Below are 14218 nucleotides of genomic sequence, written 5' to 3' on the forward strand. Positions count from 1 at the left end.
ATGCCTTCCAGGCTTTCGAGTTTCCAAGGGTATGACCATGTCCCAAGACCGTCGCTACAGCTTCGAGTTCTTCCCGACCAAGACCGATGCTGGGCATGAAAAACTGATGGCGACTGCCAAGCAGTTGGCCAGCTTCAGCCCTGACTTCTTCTCCTGCACCTACGGCGCTGGCGGTTCGACCCGTGATCGCACAATCAACACCGTGTTGCAGCTTGAAAGTGAAGTCAAAGTTCCCGCCGCTCCGCATTTGTCCTGCGTGGGCGACAGCAAGGCCGACCTGCGTAGCCTGCTGACCCAATACAAAGCCGCCGGCATCAAGCGCATCGTTGCCCTGCGTGGCGACCTGCCATCAGGTATGGGCATGGCCAGCGGTGAGCTGCGCTACGCCAACGACCTGGTGAGCTTCATCCGCGAAGAAAGTGGCGATCACTTCCATGTCGAAGTAGCCGCTTACCCGGAGATGCACCCTCAGGCGCGCAATTTCGAAGACGATTTGCAGAACTTCGTGCGCAAGGCCAATGCCGGCGCCGACAGTGCAATCACCCAGTATTTCTTTAACGCCGACAGCTACTTCTACTTCGTCGAGCGTGTACGGGCGATGGGCGTGAACATCCCGATCGTGCCGGGCATCATGCCGATCACCAATTACAGCAAGCTGGCGCGCTTCTCCGACGCCTGCGGCGCAGAGATCCCGCGCTGGGTGCGCAAGCAACTGGAAGCCTATGGCGATGACGTCAAAAGCATCCAGGCGTTCGGCGAGCAGGTCATCACCGAGATGTGTGAGCAATTGTTGCAAGGTGGTGCACCAGGGTTGCATTTCTATACCCTGAACCAGGCTGAACCCAGCCTTGCCATCTGGAACAACCTCAAGCTGCCACGTTAACGCTTGACCGGTTGTACCAAGGCCCTCGTTCTGACGAGGGCCTTTGTCGTTTTACGTTACCCACGGAACCCCGCAGTCCATGAATACAGTGCCCTCGACGTCCCGCCCGCAACTGGTCTACCTGGTCTTCGGCGCCGACACCTACCATCAGGAAGCCGTATTCAGCATCGCCAGCGCACTGGCATTCCTGCAGGACACGCCGGACGCGAACATCGACATTCAGGTATTCAGCGACAACCCCGAACCCTATCGCTTGCTGCCGGTGCGCGTCCGCCCGCTGGACGAGGCCACCCGCAAACGCTGGAGCGGGCCCCACGGCTATCACTTTCGTACCAAACACGTGGTGCTGCGCCAGGTGCTGCAAGAATCCCCGGTAGCACTGCTGATCGACACCGACACCTTCTTCCATCATTCGCCCATGGCCCTGTTCGAACGCGTACAGCCCGGCACCCTGCTGTGCAACGCTTTCTACACCAAGTACGGCGACAATCACGAAAGCATCCTCTACACCGCCCTGCGCCAGCGCCTGCTGGACATGGGCGTGGCCGACGATGACATGATGACCCTCAACTCCGGCGTCATGGGCCTGACCCAACAGGATGCGCACATCCTCGACCACTCCATCGAGTTGATGGATGAACTGTTCCCCCACGCCCAGGGCGCCTACACCCTGGAAGAGTTCTGCCTGTCCATCGCCGCCTACCGTACCCTCAAGGTGCGCGAGTGCCCCGACCTGATCCACCATTACTGGAGCCGCAAACAGCTGTTCCGGGCCAAGGTCAAGGCGTGGATCGCCAAGCACGCCAGCGCACCCACCAGTGCACAAGCCCTGGCCGATACGCGCCAAGTCTCCTCGCACCTGCCGCGCCCGCCGCGTTTGCAGCGTTTGATGTACAAGCTGATCACCCTGCTGCTGCCCAAGCATCAGCAACAGTTCATCCGCGAGATTCTCTACGGCTGCTACGAACACGAAAACGAGTTCGACCAGGCGTGCGGCCCGGTTTGGTGGGACAAGGCCCGACAAAACCAGGAAGAACGCCAGAAGCGCCCGATTGATGCCCACCAGTTGGAACACTGGTTCGCCAACCCCGTGGTGCGTTTGATTCTGGGTGAGCGCCGGGCCGCGATCCACCAACACCTGCTGAACGCTCCCGCGAAGTAAGACCGCCCGCCAATGCGCGTGCCAGAGCTTCTCTTTCTTCGGGGAGCGTCGTAACCTCAGGGTATGCCCGTCCTCTTCAAGCTGTTGACCGCTGTGCTGTTTTCTTGCCTGAGCCTGGCCGCTCATGGCGAGAAACTGCGCATTGTCACCGAACCCTGGGCGCCCTATGTCTACGAAGACAACGGCACCATGGCCGGCCTGGATTATGAAACCACCCTGATCGTGTTCCAACGCCTGGGGGTGGAGGTGCAATGGCAGTTCCTGCCCTGGAAGCGCTGCCTGGCGATGCTCGACCAGGGCCACGCCGACGGCGCGCTGGATATCTTTCACAGCCAGGAGCGCGACGCGTTGCTGCTCTATCCCAGCGAGCCGTTGTCGGAAGTCGAATTTGTCTTGTTCTATGCCAACGAACGCCCTCACCCCGCCGCCACGCTCGACGACCTGCGCGGCCTGACTGTTGGCGTTTCACCTGGTTACCTTTATGGCGACGCGTTCAGTAAGTCCAACACCTTCCAGCGCGAACCCGCCCCCAGCCATGAAGCCAACTTTGGCAAACTCATGCTGGGGCGCGTCGATATGGTGGTGACTGACCGGCGCGTGGGGCACCACGTGCTCAAGGCCCTGGGCCTGGAAGGTAAAGTCAGCCAGGCATCGGTGGTGGTCAGCCGCCAGCAGCAATTTCTTGCGGTACGCCGTGGCGCAGGCATGGACCTGCTGGTGCAACGCTTTGCCGCCGAGCTCAAGCGCTTCAAGCAAGAGCCCGCCTATGCCACATTGAGCGCCAAATATGGGCGGATGCACGAGCAAACGGCACCCATACCAGCCCCCGAACACGCCGTTGAGCAGCAGGAAAGCAGCGCGCAGTGATTGCTCTGTTATACTGCGGCCTTTCCGCCAGGCTTACGCCCGGCCGCTCGGGTCTTGAAAACGGCACCCAACCCAGCTACTGCGCAGCTTTGCAGCCCGCGCGAGCCGATGGAGTGCCCGCCAGACGCAGCAGGACCGGACGGGGTTGCGCTCCCCTAAGCGCCATTCACGCCCGGCAAGATTATCCCTTTGGGCCAAGCCCTAACTAAAACAGGATTACTCATGTCCTTTGCTTCCCTCGGTCTCTCCGAGGCTTTAGTCCGCGCCATCGAGGCAGCGGGCTATACCGAGCCTACTCCGGTGCAACAGCGGGCCATTCCCGCCGTGTTGCAAGGTCGCGACCTGATGGTCGCGGCTCAGACAGGTACTGGTAAAACCGGCGGTTTCGCCCTCCCGATCCTGGAGCGGTTGTTTCCCAACGGTCACCCGGACAAATCCCAACGTCACGGCCCGCGCCAACCGCGTGTACTGGTCCTGACCCCAACCCGCGAACTCGCCGCTCAAGTGCACGACAGCTTCAAGCTGTATGCCCGCGACTTGAAGTTCGTCAGCGCCTGCATCTTCGGCGGCGTCGGCATGAACCCACAGGTTCAGGCCATGTCCCGTGGCGTCGACGTGCTGGTAGCCTGCCCGGGTCGTTTGCTCGACCTGTGCGGCCAAGGCAGCGTCGATTTGTCCCACGTGGAAATCCTCGTGCTGGACGAAGCCGACCGCATGCTCGACATGGGCTTTGTCCATGACGTGAAAAAGGTCCTCGCCCGCCTGCCGGCCAAACGTCAGAACCTGCTGTTCTCGGCAACGTTCTCCAACGACATCACCGCCCTGGCCGGCAAGCTGCTGCACAACCCCGAGCGCATCGAAGTCACGCCGCCGAACACCACGGTCGAGCGTATCGAGCAACGCGTGTTCCGCCTGGCCGCCAGCCACAAGCGCTCGCTGCTGGCGCACCTGATCACCCACGGCGCGTGGGAACAGGTGTTGGTGTTCACCCGTACCAAGCACGGCGCCAACCGCCTGGCCGAGTACCTGGACAAGCACGGCCTCACCGCCGTCGCCATCCACGGCAACAAGAGCCAGAACGCGCGCACCAAAGCCCTGGCCGACTTCAAGGCCGGCAGCGTGCGTATCCTGGTGGCCACCGATATCGCCGCACGCGGCCTGGATATCGACCAGTTACCACACGTGGTCAACTTCGAGCTGCCAAACGTCGATGAAGACTATGTGCACCGTATCGGCCGTACGGGCCGTGCCGGTCGTTCGGGCGAGGCCATTTCGCTGGTCGCGCCGGACGAAGAAAAACTGCTGAAAAGCATCGAGCGCATGACCAAGCAGAAAATCGCCGATGGCGACCTGATGGGCTTCGATGCCAGCGCCGTGGAGGCCGAGAAGCCAGAAGCGCGCGAGCGTCCGGATGTGCGCAACCCGCGCAACCCACGTGGTCCGAAGGGCGATGGCCCGAACGGCGGCGGTGGTGGCGGTGGTCGTCGCGACAAAGGCAAGGACAAGGGCAAGGAAAAAACCGCGAGCAGCAGCCGTGGCGAACGCCCGGCCCGTGAGCAGAAGCCCCGTGAAGGCACCCCGGCCCGCGAACAGCGCCAGCCGAGCCAGCCACCACGCGCCGCGGCCGACCGCGCCCCGGACGAGTTCCTTGACGACGATATCGATAACTTCGGTAACCGCGTCGACTACGTGCCCCAGGCCAAACCGGCCCAGGGCCGTGGCCGTCGTCCAGGGGCTCCTGCCCAGGGCGCAGGCGCTCCACGTAGCGGCCAGCCACAGGGCGGTCGCCAGAACGCCCCGCGCAACAGCAGCGGCGGCACCACCGGTACCCCGCCTGCCAAGCGCAGCGGCCCGCGCAATGGCGCACCGCGTGACGGCCAGGCCCGTCGCGAAGATTCACGCAGCAACAACCGCCGCCCTGCCCGTGACGATCAGCCTCGCTCGTCCGAGCCTGCAGTACAAAACCCACGGGGTGGCCCGGCGCCGAAGATCATCCACAAGGAGTCGAAAGCGGATCGCTTCCCGACACCTGAGCAGTTGGATCAACTGCCAGGCCGCCCTCGTGGTGAGAAACCAGCGCTGCTGACTCGCAACCGCGAAGCATAAAAAAAACCCGTATCGTGAGATACGGGTTTTTTTTGCCTGTAGGAGCTAGCTCGCGAAGGTCGTCAACGATAACGCGGGCATTCTGGTTTAACGCGGTGTCCTTGCGGCCTTCGCGAGCAAGCTCGCTCCTACATACGAAGCATTACTTCGCTTTCACACCTTCAAACGTGATGTACAACTGCACGTTGTCAGACTGTGGACCTACGTCCATGCCGTCCTTGTTGAATTCCTTGCGGCTGATGTTGGTGGTGCCTTCGAAGCCGGCACGGTAGCCGCCCCATGGATCCTTGCCTTCGCCCAGGAACGTGGCTTTGACCAGGATCGGCTTGGTCACGCCGTGGAAGGTCAGGTCCCCGGCCACATCAGCAGTCAGCTTGCCATCAGCATTTTTGCCAGTTGGCTTGACGCTGGTGGAAACGAACTTGGCATCAGGGAATTTGCCCGACTCCAGGAAGTCCTTGCTGTTGACGTGCTTGTCGCGCTCGGCGTGGTTGGAGAACACGCTGGCAGTACGCACGTTGACTTCAATCTTGGCGTCTTCGGGCTTGGCGGCGTCAAAGCTGAACTTGCCATCCAGGTCCTTGAAGGTACCGGTGATGTAGCTGTAGCCCAGGTGGCTGATTTTGAAATCGACGAAGGCGTGCTGGCCTTCCTTGTCGATCACGTAGTCAGCGGCCATCGCCGAACCTGCGGACAGCAGGGCAGAACCGATTGCCAGCGCAGCGAGTGTTTTTTTCAACATGCTTTCTATTCCTTGTGAGTCGAGGTTGAACATCAGGCTTTGCGTCCCAGCATTCGCGCAAGGGTCGCATCACGATCGATAAAATGGTGTTTCAGTGCCGCCACGCCGTGCAAGCCGGCGAAGACCACCAACACCCAGGCCAGGTACAGGTGCACCCAACCCGCGGTATCTGCCTGGTCCGGTAGACCGGAAACCACGGCAGGAATTTCAAACAGGCCAAACACCGGGATACCGACACCGTCTGCGGTGGAAATCAGGTAACCGGCAATCATCACGGCAAACAGCCCGACATAAAGGAACGCGTGCCCAAACGCGGCGCCGATCCGCGTCATGCGGCTATAGCTGGCCAGTGGTGGCGGCGGCGGGCTGACCAGGCGCCAGACGATCCGCACCAGCATGATGGCGAACAGCGTGATGCCAATGCTCTTGTGCAAGTCGGGCGCATCTTTGCGCCAGGCGCTGTAGTAATCGAGACCGACCATCCACAAGCCCAGGGCAAATAAACCGAACACCACCAGGGCTACGCCCCAGTGCAGAACCATGCTGACCCAACCATAGCGGGCCGGCGAATTACGTAGCTGCATGTACTTAATCCCGTAAGAACTGTGCCCAAGACTAGCGCTTTACCTATCGAATTAAAGCGGAAAATTTTGCTTTGAAATATCGAGAAATACGATAAAGAGGCTAGGCATCATAAATTAACAAGGGATTAAGACTATCCCTGGGAAACGTGACAGACCGTCCTGCATTTACTCCGAATTTCCCCACAATGGCTTGTGACCCGAGCCACCATTGCATAGGCTTGCGCGATTGTTTCGCCTGTGCCCGCCGCAGGACCGCTTCGAGGAGATCACCGATGGGCTTGAACAACCAGTGGATGCAACGCGACCTCGCGGTGCTGTGGCATCCCTGCACCCAGATGAAAGACCACCAGCAACTGCCGCTGGTGCCCATCAAGCGCGGTGAAGGCGTATGGCTGGAAGACTTCGAAGGCAAGCGCTACCTCGATGCCGTCAGTTCCTGGTGGGTCAACGTATTCGGCCACGCCAACCCACGGATCAACCAGCGTATCAAGGATCAGGTCGATCAGCTGGAGCACGTGATCCTCGCCGGTTTCAGCCATCAACCGGTGATCGAGCTGTCCGAACGCCTGGTCGCGATGACGCCCGAAGGGCTGACCCGCTGCTTCTACGCCGATAACGGTTCGTCCTGCATCGAAGTGGCGCTGAAGATGAGCTTCCACTACTGGCTCAACCGCGGCCAGCCGAACAAAAAGCGCTTCGTCACCCTCACCAACAGCTACCACGGCGAAACCATCGCCGCGATGTCGGTGGGCGACGTGCCGTTGTTTACCGAGACCTACAAGGCGTTGCTGCTCGACACTATCAAGGTGCCGAGCCCGGACTGCTACCTGCGTCCCGAAGGCATGAGCTGGGAAGAACACTCGCGCATCATGTTCATGGCGATGGAACAGACCCTGGCCGACCATCACGACACCGTTGCCGCCGTCATTGTCGAACCGCTGATCCAGGGCGCCGGTGGCATGCGCATGTACCACCCGGTGTACCTCAAGCTGCTGCGCGAAGCCTGCGACCGCTACGGCGTGCACCTGATCCACGACGAAATCGCCGTGGGCTTCGGCCGCACCGGCAGTATGTTTGCCTGTGAACAAGCCGGCATCCGCCCGGACTTCCTGTGCTTGTCCAAGGCCCTTACCGGCGGTTACCTGCCGCTGGCCGCGGTGGTTACCACGGAAGACGTCTACAGCGCGTTCTACGATGACTACCCCACACTGCGCGCCTTCCTGCACTCCCACAGCTACACCGGCAACCCGCTGGCCTGTGCGGCGGCGTTGGCAACGCTGGATATCTTTGAAGAAGACAACGTCATCGAGAACAACAAGGCCCTGGCCCAGCGTATGGCCACCGCCACCGCGCACCTGGTGGACCATCCTCACGTGTCGGAAGTGCGCCAGACCGGCATGGTGCTGGCCATCGAGATGGTGCAGGACAAAGCCACCAAGGCCGCCTACCCGTGGCAGGAGCGCCGTGGCCTGAAGGTCTTCGAGCACGCGCTGGAGCGCGGTGCGCTGCTGCGGCCGTTGGGCAGCGTGGTGTATTTCCTGCCGCCTTATGTAATTACCCCCGAGCAGATCGACTTTCTGGCCGAGGTGGCCAGCGAGGGGATCGATATCGCCACCAACAGCAAGGTCAGTGTGGCGGTGCCGAAAGATTTCCATCCAGGCTTCCGTGATCCGGGTTGATTGCCTAAATCCTTGTAGGAGCGAGCTTGCTCGCGAAGGCATTCCAGGCGCGCCGCTGCGCCTACATAAACTTCTTCAGAGAACAGAAATGAGACTGTCCCGCTTTTTCACCGACACCCCACTGAGCCTCGGCGATCACGAACTGCCCGAAGCCCAGGCGCATTACATCAGCCGTGTGTTGCGCATGGGTGAAGGCGATGCCGTGCAACTGTTCGACGGCTCTGGCCAGGAGTTTAGTGGCACCTTGCTGGAAGTCGGTAAAAAACGCGTCACCGTGCAACTCACCGATAGCTTTGCCGGCCAGGCCGAATCGCCCCTGCATATTCACCTCGGCCAGGGCCTGTCCCGAGGCGAGCGCATGGACTGGGCGATCCAGAAGGCCACTGAATTAGGTGTCAACGCGATCACACCGATCTTCAGCGACCGCTGCGAGGTACGCCTCAAGGACGAACGCGCCGACAAGCGCCTGCTGCACTGGCGCCAGGTGGCAATCAGCGCGTGCGAGCAATGTGGGCGTTCGACGGTGCCGGTGATTCACCCACCGCTATTGCTGGCAGACTGGCTCAAGCAAACCGAGGCGGACTTGAAGCTGGTGCTGCACCCTGTGGCAGAGCCGATGATCAGCCACGCCAAGCCATCGAGCCTGGCGTTCTTGATCGGTCCCGAAGGGGGGCTCACCGATAATGAAGTCGCGACCGCCCAAGACGCCGGCTACCACGCCGCTCGCCTCGGCCCGCGGGTGTTGCGTACCGAGACCGCCCCCGTCGTCGCACTCTCCGTCGCCCAACAACTCTGGGGCGACTTCTAAACCCAATCAAATGTGGGAGCTGGCTTGCCTGCGATAGCGGTGGTTCAGGCAGTTAATCTACAACTGACAGACCGCTATCGCAGGCAAGCCAACTCCCACAGTTCTATCCGGTAACCCCAGACTTACTCCACCGGATCACTCACCGGCTTGGCGATGATCGCCTTCAACTCGCTGGTCATCGGGAACTCAAGGTTCAAGCCCTTGGGCGGAATCGGCTGTTCAAACCAGCGCTGGTAAATCCCGTTGATCTCACCTGAGCGGTACAGATCGCCCAAAGTCTCGTTGACCACTGCAAGAAACTGCGGATCATCCTTGCGCACCATGCAGCTGTAGATCTCCCGTGATTGCTCCTCGCCCACCACCACCCAATGATGCGGGTCCTTGGCCTTGGCGCGCTCGCCGTAGAGCAACGCGTCGTCCATATAAAACGCTACGGCCCGGCCAGTCTCAAGCATCTTGAACGCTTCGCCATGGTCCTTGGCACTGATCACGAACATATTGGCTTTGTGTTCAGCGTTATAACTTTTGAGGAAGCGCTCATTGGTGGTGCCGGCAGTGGTCACCACATTTTTGCCCGCTAGGTCGGCAAAGCCTTTGATCCCGCTGTCCTTGGCCGTCAGCAACTGGCCTTTTACGTAGATAAACCCGTAGGAGAACGCCACTTGCTTCTGCCGTTCAGCCGTCACGCCGGTTGAGCCGCATTCCAAATCGACAGTGCCGTTCTGCACCAGCGGGATGCGGGTTTGGGACGTCACCAGGTTGTACTTCACCTTGAGGTCGCCCACTGAGGTTTTCTGCTGGATACGCTCGACAATCTTGTTTGCCAGGTCCACCGAGTAGCCCATCGGTTTACCACTGCTATCCCCCACGTAGGAAAACGGCACCGACGCATCGCGGTAGCCCAGGGTGATGGACTTGGCGCTGGCGATCTTGCTCAAAGTGCCCGCCAGCGGCGCTTCGCTTGCATGCGCCTGCGCGCCCCACAAAAGGCCCAGGGTGCAGCCGGTCAACAGGATCTTTTTCATTGTTATTCTCCGTTGGTCTTTGAGGTTATTTACGTACTGCAATCACGCTGATTTCCACCAGCACACTCGGCCGCGCCAGCTCTGCTTGCAAGGTAGTGCGCGTGGGCGCCATGCCTGGCGAGAGCCATGCGGACCAGACATCATTCATCGGTGCAAAACCGGCACCGATGTCCTTCAGGTAAATCGTGGCGTTGAGTAAGTGATCCTTATCACTGCCCGCCTCGGCCAACAGCGCGTCGATCCTGGCCAGCACTTGCCGGGTCTGAGTAGCCACATCCAGGCCGTCGCCCGGTACCTGGCCCGAAAGGAACACCAGGTCCTTGAACGTCACGGTGCCGCTGAGTCGTTCGTTGCTATTGATTCGGGTAATGGTCATGGCTGCATCCTCAAGCGGCGCGGGGCGTCAGGCCCTGCATATCAATGGAAGGGGGGCGCTGGTCGATCAGCTCGGCCAGCAGTTGGCCGCTGCCGCAGGCCAGGGTGAAGCCCAGTGCGCCATGCCCCAGATTCAGCCACAGGTTGCGGTAGGCGCTGGCACCGATCAATGGCACGCCCGTCGGTGTTGCCGGGCGCATACCGGCCCATTCGACCGCCTGGGCGTAGTCACCGGCCAAAGGAAACGTTTCCAGCGCCTGACGCTTTATCAACGCCAGGCGCTTGGGTTCAAGACGCGCATCAAAGCCGACAATATCCACCATGGCCGCGATCCGCAGTTGCTCACCTATGCGTGCATAGACGATCTTGCGGTCGTAGTCGGTGATGCTTACGTTCGGTGCTTTGTGCTGCTCGCCGATCGGCACGCTCAGGCTGTAGCCCTTGAGCGGATAAAGCGCCAGCGACAAGCGCGGGAATGCCAGCTCGGCACTGCGATGCCCGGCAGCCAATACCAGTTGATCGACCGGCATCACTTCATGGCCCAACTCGATGGCCTGCACCGCACCGTCGGCGTGACGAACCCCGGTAACCTTGCGCCCCAGCAAAAATGTGCAACGCCCGGACGCTTCCAACCTGGCGGCCAGGCGTTGGCAAAAGGCATGACAGTCCGCAACTTCTTCACTGGGCGTATAGATGCCTCCGACAAAATCCCGCGCCGCCAAGGAAGGTTCCAGGCGTTGGCAGTCGGCCATCGACAGTACCTGCTGCTGCAGGATGTCTGTGACGTTTGCACGCGCACGCTCGAAGGTCCCGGCATTCCGGAAAGTCACCAGCTTGCCGTTGCACCGCCAGTCGAAGCCGTCCAGCCGATCGTCGACACGCCATTGCTGCAAGGTGCCTTGGCTCAGGCTCGCCAGCCGCAGCAAGTGGGCAGCGTTGCGCTTGTTCACCGAGCCCCGGCATGCGCCGACGAATGCAGCCATCCAGCGCCATTGCCGGGGGTCGAGGCGAGGGCGCAGCTTGAGCGGAGAGTCCCCACGCAACAGCCACCCCATCGCCTGCAGCGGCACGCCCGCGTCGGCCAGCGGTGCAACATAGCGATAGGACAGCTGCCCACCGTTGGCGAAACTGGTTTCGCTCCCCAGGGTGTCACGGGCGTCTATCACCGTGACCTCGTGGCCTGCCCGCACCAGTGCGTAAGCACTGGCCAGGCCGATGACCCCACCACCGATGATGCAAACCTGCCTCGCCATCCCAGCCCCCGACCGTTGATTAACTGAAGGCCAAGCGTAGGCGCAGGTGACAGGCCACCGACAATGAATAAAGATGGGTCACCTATAAACAAAGGTTATGGACCTGCCATGCGCTTGCGTCATATCGAAATCTTCCAGGCCATTCGCCAGACTGGCTCGATCAGTGCCGCCGCGCAGTTGCTGCACGTCTCGCAACCGGCGGTGACCAAAGTGTTGCAGCACGCCGAATTGCAGCTGGGCTTTGCGCTGTTTCTTCGTGTACGCGGCAAATTGCAACCCACGCCGGAAGCCCTGGCGCTGGAACGCGAAGTCGAGAAAGTCACCGAGAGCTTGCAAGGTGTACGGCGCCTGGCCAAGAGCCTGCGCCGCGCCCCAGGGCAAAGCGTACGCATTGGTGCGATACCCGCGCTGGCCTTGTCGCTGCTGCCTCCAGCGATTCTGGAATGGAAGCGCGAATACCCCGACATGGCTTGCGAGCTGTCCAGCGACCATAGCCGTGAGCTGGTCCAGAAGCTGTTAATGCGCGAAATCGACCTGGCGCTGACCCTCAACTTTTCCGGCCATCCCGGGTTGACCACACAGGTGTTGGCCAATGGCGTGCTGGTTGCATTGGCGTCCAAGGGCTATTGGTCGGCGGCTGAAATCAACCGGCCGTTGCCACTGAGCGAACTGGCGGGCGCGCCATTGATCGGGCTCTCCAGTGCCGATCCGCTGGCGACCAAGCTGGACAGCTACCTGGAGAACGTTGATCCACCGCCACGGGTGACCATCTCGGTGCAAACCTATTCCCTGGCCCGGGCGATGGTGGAGTCCGGAGCCGGCTTGACGGTGATCGACCCTTTTACCGCCCTCGGCGCATCGACGGCAACCACCTGTATCCGCACCCTCACGCCCCCCCTGCCGATCACCCTCTACGCCCTGACCCGCGGCGATGAGCCACCGCCGCATATGCTGGCCAAGCTGCTGCAGATTTTCGGCAATCGTGCCCGTGAGTTGCTCGAGCGTCTTTAAAGAGCAGCCACCAGCATTCACAGCACGTAATGCATGATCGCCACAAAATGCAGGAGGCTGCCGCCAATCACAAACAAATGCCAGATGCCATGGGAATGGCGCAGGCGATCTTCCAGGGCAAAAAAGATGATGCCCACGGTGTACAACACCCCACCCGCGGCCAACCAGATAAACCCTGCCGTGCCCAGCGCCGCGATCAGCGGCTTGACCGCCACCAGCACGATCCAGCCCATTACCGCGTAGATCACGATGGACAGAATCCGAGCCTCCGAGCGCGGCTTGATCTCTTGCAGGATGCCAATCACCGCCAGCCCCCACACGATCCCGAACAGCGTCCAGCCCCACGGCCCGCGCAGGCTTACCAGGCAGAACGGTGTGTAGCTGCCGGCGATCAACAGGTAGATCGAGAAGTGATCGACCTTCTGCATGATCTCTTTTCGCCGCCCCCGCACGCTGTGGTACACCGTCGACGCGCTGTACAGCACCATCAGGGTAAAGCCATAAATCGCCACGCTGACGATTTTCCAGGGACTGCCGTCCAGGCTTGCCACTACCAACATCCATACGGCGCCAATACACGCCGCGACTGCACCGAGCAAATGGCTCCAGGCGTTGAATCGTTCCCCGTGGTACATCTGTCACTGACCTCCCGTAACCCTCAAGAACAGGCGGACAAGCGTCCAGCCTTGCGCATCAGAGTGCAAGCGGCACGTGACGTTCCGGCGACGACAGCCGCGTTTACGGGCACAATCGAGTGCAATCGAACAAGAGCCCAAGGCCATGCTGATCGACGAAGAATTCACCCTCAAGAAGCTGGAGATCTTCCTGGCGTTCATGCGCACCGGCAACCTGGCCCGCGCGGCCGCCGAGCTGCAAACCAGCAATGTCAGCGTGCACCGCGCCATTCACTCCCTGGAAAGTGCCCTGCGCTGCCCGCTGTTCAAACACGAGGGGCGCAACCTCACTCCGCTGGAAAGCGCCTACGTGCTCGAAGAGCGTGCGCAGAAACTGGTGGCCGACGTGGTCGACAGCGTGCGCCTGACCCGCGAAGCCGCTGGGTTCTCGGCCGAACGTTTCAAGCTCGGCTCGCTGTATTCGCTGACGGTCAAGACCGTGCCACAGTTGATCATGGGCCTGAAAATCCGGCGCAGCGAACTGAATATCGACCTGATCCTGGGCTCCAACTTCGACCTGCTCTACAAGCTCAAGAACATGGAGGTCGATGCGATCCTCATCTCCCTGGACGATCACGCCACCGATTCGGATTGTGAGCAGATCGCGTTGTTCAGCGATGACATCTTCCTTGCCACGCCGGCCGACTCCCCCTTAGACCGCAATCAGGAAATCGACCTGGCCGACGTGCGCGATGCCACCTTCATCACCCTCACCCAGGGCTTCGCCACGCATCAGGACGGCAACCGGGTGTTCCATCAGGCCGGGTTCGAGCCGAAGGTGGCGATGCAGGTTAACGATATCTTCACCTTGCTGAGCATGGTCAGTTCAGGGGTGGGTTATGCGCTGCTGCCAGGACGTATCGCAGCGGTGTATGAGAACCGCGTGAAGCTGATACCGCTGCAACCCAGGTATCGGTTGCAGCAGCAGATCGGTGTGGTGTTTTTGAAAGCCAAGGAGCGTGACCCGAACCTGCTGGCGTTGTTGGCGGAGTGTCGGATGTATGCCAATCGCCAAAGCTGAGGACGATTGCTCCCACGCTCTGCGTGGG

14 protein-coding genes are annotated in these 14218 nt (G+C 60.9%); 8 read left to right on the plus strand and 6 right to left on the minus strand.

What is annotated here, in order from left to right:
- The first annotated feature begins 37 nt into the window (after positions 1-37).
- The 4 genes from metF to rhlE2 all read left to right on the plus strand — a co-directional run bounded on the left by metF (position 38) and on the right by rhlE2 (position 5018).
- Positions 38-883 carry a methylenetetrahydrofolate reductase [NAD(P)H] gene (metF, locus tag AC07S6_RS05840; RefSeq protein ID WP_034129073.1) on the plus strand — a complete coding sequence of 282 codons (846 nt, stop codon included), beginning with the start codon at positions 38-40 and terminating at the stop codon, positions 881-883.
- A gap of 79 nt (positions 884-962) precedes the next feature.
- Positions 963-2045 (plus strand): hypothetical protein, encoded by a 1083-nt coding sequence (locus AC07S6_RS05845; RefSeq protein ID WP_495111912.1) that lies wholly within the window; start codon positions 963-965, stop codon positions 2043-2045.
- Between the two features lie 63 nt (positions 2046-2108).
- The gene (locus tag AC07S6_RS05850) at positions 2109-2912 is read left to right on the plus strand and encodes a substrate-binding periplasmic protein (RefSeq protein ID WP_314548976.1); all 804 of its coding nucleotides are present in this window, start codon (positions 2109-2111) and stop codon (positions 2910-2912) included.
- Positions 2913-3134: 222 nt separating this feature from the next.
- The gene (rhlE2, locus tag AC07S6_RS05855; protein ID WP_236452432.1) at positions 3135-5018 is read left to right on the plus strand and encodes an RNA helicase RhlE2; all 1884 of its coding nucleotides are present in this window, start codon (positions 3135-3137) and stop codon (positions 5016-5018) included.
- A gap of 142 nt (positions 5019-5160) precedes the next feature.
- On the opposite strand, the gene AC07S6_RS05860 is transcribed toward rhlE2, so the two are convergent.
- Entirely contained in the window at positions 5161-5760 is a 600-nt protein-coding gene (locus AC07S6_RS05860; protein WP_495111913.1) for a YceI family protein, read from the minus strand.
- A 32-nt stretch (positions 5761-5792) separates the two neighbouring features.
- A complete protein-coding gene (locus AC07S6_RS05865) occupies positions 5793-6344 on the minus strand; it encodes a cytochrome b (RefSeq protein WP_014720299.1) in 552 nt (183 codons plus the stop codon).
- Positions 6345-6616: 272 nt separating this feature from the next.
- On the opposite strand from AC07S6_RS05865, the gene AC07S6_RS05870 reads away from it, so the two are divergent.
- Together AC07S6_RS05870 and AC07S6_RS05875 are read left to right on the plus strand one after the other, a co-directional pair.
- Positions 6617-8023 carry an adenosylmethionine--8-amino-7-oxononanoate transaminase gene (locus tag AC07S6_RS05870; RefSeq protein ID WP_495111914.1) on the plus strand — a complete coding sequence of 469 codons (1407 nt, stop codon included), beginning with the start codon at positions 6617-6619 and terminating at the stop codon, positions 8021-8023.
- Positions 8024-8111: 88 nt separating this feature from the next.
- The gene (locus tag AC07S6_RS05875) at positions 8112-8831 is read left to right on the plus strand and encodes a 16S rRNA (uracil(1498)-N(3))-methyltransferase (RefSeq protein ID WP_014720301.1); all 720 of its coding nucleotides are present in this window, start codon (positions 8112-8114) and stop codon (positions 8829-8831) included.
- Between the two features lie 122 nt (positions 8832-8953).
- Here AC07S6_RS05875 and AC07S6_RS05880 read toward each other — a convergent pair whose 3' ends face one another.
- From AC07S6_RS05880 to AC07S6_RS05890, 3 genes are read right to left on the minus strand one after another with little or no spacing between them, the layout of a single operon-like run.
- The gene (locus tag AC07S6_RS05880) at positions 8954-9856 is read right to left on the minus strand and encodes a transporter substrate-binding domain-containing protein (protein WP_490613531.1); all 903 of its coding nucleotides are present in this window, start codon (positions 9854-9856) and stop codon (positions 8954-8956) included.
- Between the two features lie 25 nt (positions 9857-9881).
- The gene (locus tag AC07S6_RS05885) at positions 9882-10232 is read right to left on the minus strand and encodes a RidA family protein (RefSeq protein ID WP_495111915.1); all 351 of its coding nucleotides are present in this window, start codon (positions 10230-10232) and stop codon (positions 9882-9884) included.
- A 10-nt stretch (positions 10233-10242) separates the two neighbouring features.
- Positions 10243-11484, minus strand: a complete 1242-nt coding sequence (locus AC07S6_RS05890; protein WP_495111916.1) for a D-amino acid dehydrogenase — start codon at positions 11482-11484, stop codon at positions 10243-10245.
- Positions 11485-11592: 108 nt separating this feature from the next.
- On the opposite strand from AC07S6_RS05890, the gene AC07S6_RS05895 reads away from it, so the two are divergent.
- Entirely contained in the window at positions 11593-12495 is a 903-nt protein-coding gene (locus AC07S6_RS05895) for a LysR family transcriptional regulator (protein WP_058410812.1), read from the plus strand.
- Between the two features lie 17 nt (positions 12496-12512).
- Here the strand turns inward: AC07S6_RS05895 and trhA are convergent, their stop codons facing one another.
- Positions 12513-13130 (minus strand): PAQR family membrane homeostasis protein TrhA, encoded by a 618-nt coding sequence (trhA, locus tag AC07S6_RS05900; protein WP_020301905.1) that lies wholly within the window; start codon positions 13128-13130, stop codon positions 12513-12515.
- A gap of 145 nt (positions 13131-13275) precedes the next feature.
- Here trhA and AC07S6_RS05905 point away from each other — a divergent pair, with 145 nt between their 5' ends.
- Positions 13276-14190 (plus strand): LysR family transcriptional regulator, encoded by a 915-nt coding sequence (locus AC07S6_RS05905; protein WP_495111917.1) that lies wholly within the window; start codon positions 13276-13278, stop codon positions 14188-14190.
- The last annotated feature ends 28 nt before the right edge of the window (positions 14191-14218 follow it).

The sequence above is a fragment of the Pseudomonas sp. GW821-FHT07B01 genome, assembly GCF_059419065.1.

Excerpts from the sequence above, each read along its gene's own strand:
- metF (WP_034129073.1), top strand. The coding sequence starts at position 38 with ATGTCCCAAGACCGTCGCTACAGCTTCGAGTTCTTCCCGACCAAGACC.
- AC07S6_RS05845 (WP_495111912.1), top strand. The coding sequence starts at position 963 with ATGAATACAGTGCCCTCGACGTCCCGCCCGCAACTGGTCTACCTGGTC.
- AC07S6_RS05850 (WP_314548976.1), top strand. The coding sequence starts at position 2,109 with ATGCCCGTCCTCTTCAAGCTGTTGACCGCTGTGCTGTTTTCTTGCCTG.
- rhlE2 (WP_236452432.1), top strand. The coding sequence starts at position 3,135 with ATGTCCTTTGCTTCCCTCGGTCTCTCCGAGGCTTTAGTCCGCGCCATC.
- AC07S6_RS05860 (WP_495111913.1), bottom strand. The coding sequence starts at position 5,760 with ATGTTGAAAAAAACACTCGCTGCGCTGGCAATCGGTTCTGCCCTGCTG.
- AC07S6_RS05865 (WP_014720299.1), bottom strand. The coding sequence starts at position 6,344 with ATGCAGCTACGTAATTCGCCGGCCCGCTATGGTTGGGTCAGCATGGTT.
- AC07S6_RS05870 (WP_495111914.1), top strand. The coding sequence starts at position 6,617 with ATGGGCTTGAACAACCAGTGGATGCAACGCGACCTCGCGGTGCTGTGG.
- AC07S6_RS05875 (WP_014720301.1), top strand. The coding sequence starts at position 8,112 with ATGAGACTGTCCCGCTTTTTCACCGACACCCCACTGAGCCTCGGCGAT.
- AC07S6_RS05880 (WP_490613531.1), bottom strand. The coding sequence starts at position 9,856 with ATGAAAAAGATCCTGTTGACCGGCTGCACCCTGGGCCTTTTGTGGGGC.
- AC07S6_RS05885 (WP_495111915.1), bottom strand. The coding sequence starts at position 10,232 with ATGACCATTACCCGAATCAATAGCAACGAACGACTCAGCGGCACCGTG.
- AC07S6_RS05890 (WP_495111916.1), bottom strand. The coding sequence starts at position 11,484 with ATGGCGAGGCAGGTTTGCATCATCGGTGGTGGGGTCATCGGCCTGGCC.
- AC07S6_RS05895 (WP_058410812.1), top strand. The coding sequence starts at position 11,593 with ATGCGCTTGCGTCATATCGAAATCTTCCAGGCCATTCGCCAGACTGGC.
- trhA (WP_020301905.1), bottom strand. The coding sequence starts at position 13,130 with ATGTACCACGGGGAACGATTCAACGCCTGGAGCCATTTGCTCGGTGCA.
- AC07S6_RS05905 (WP_495111917.1), top strand. The coding sequence starts at position 13,276 with ATGCTGATCGACGAAGAATTCACCCTCAAGAAGCTGGAGATCTTCCTG.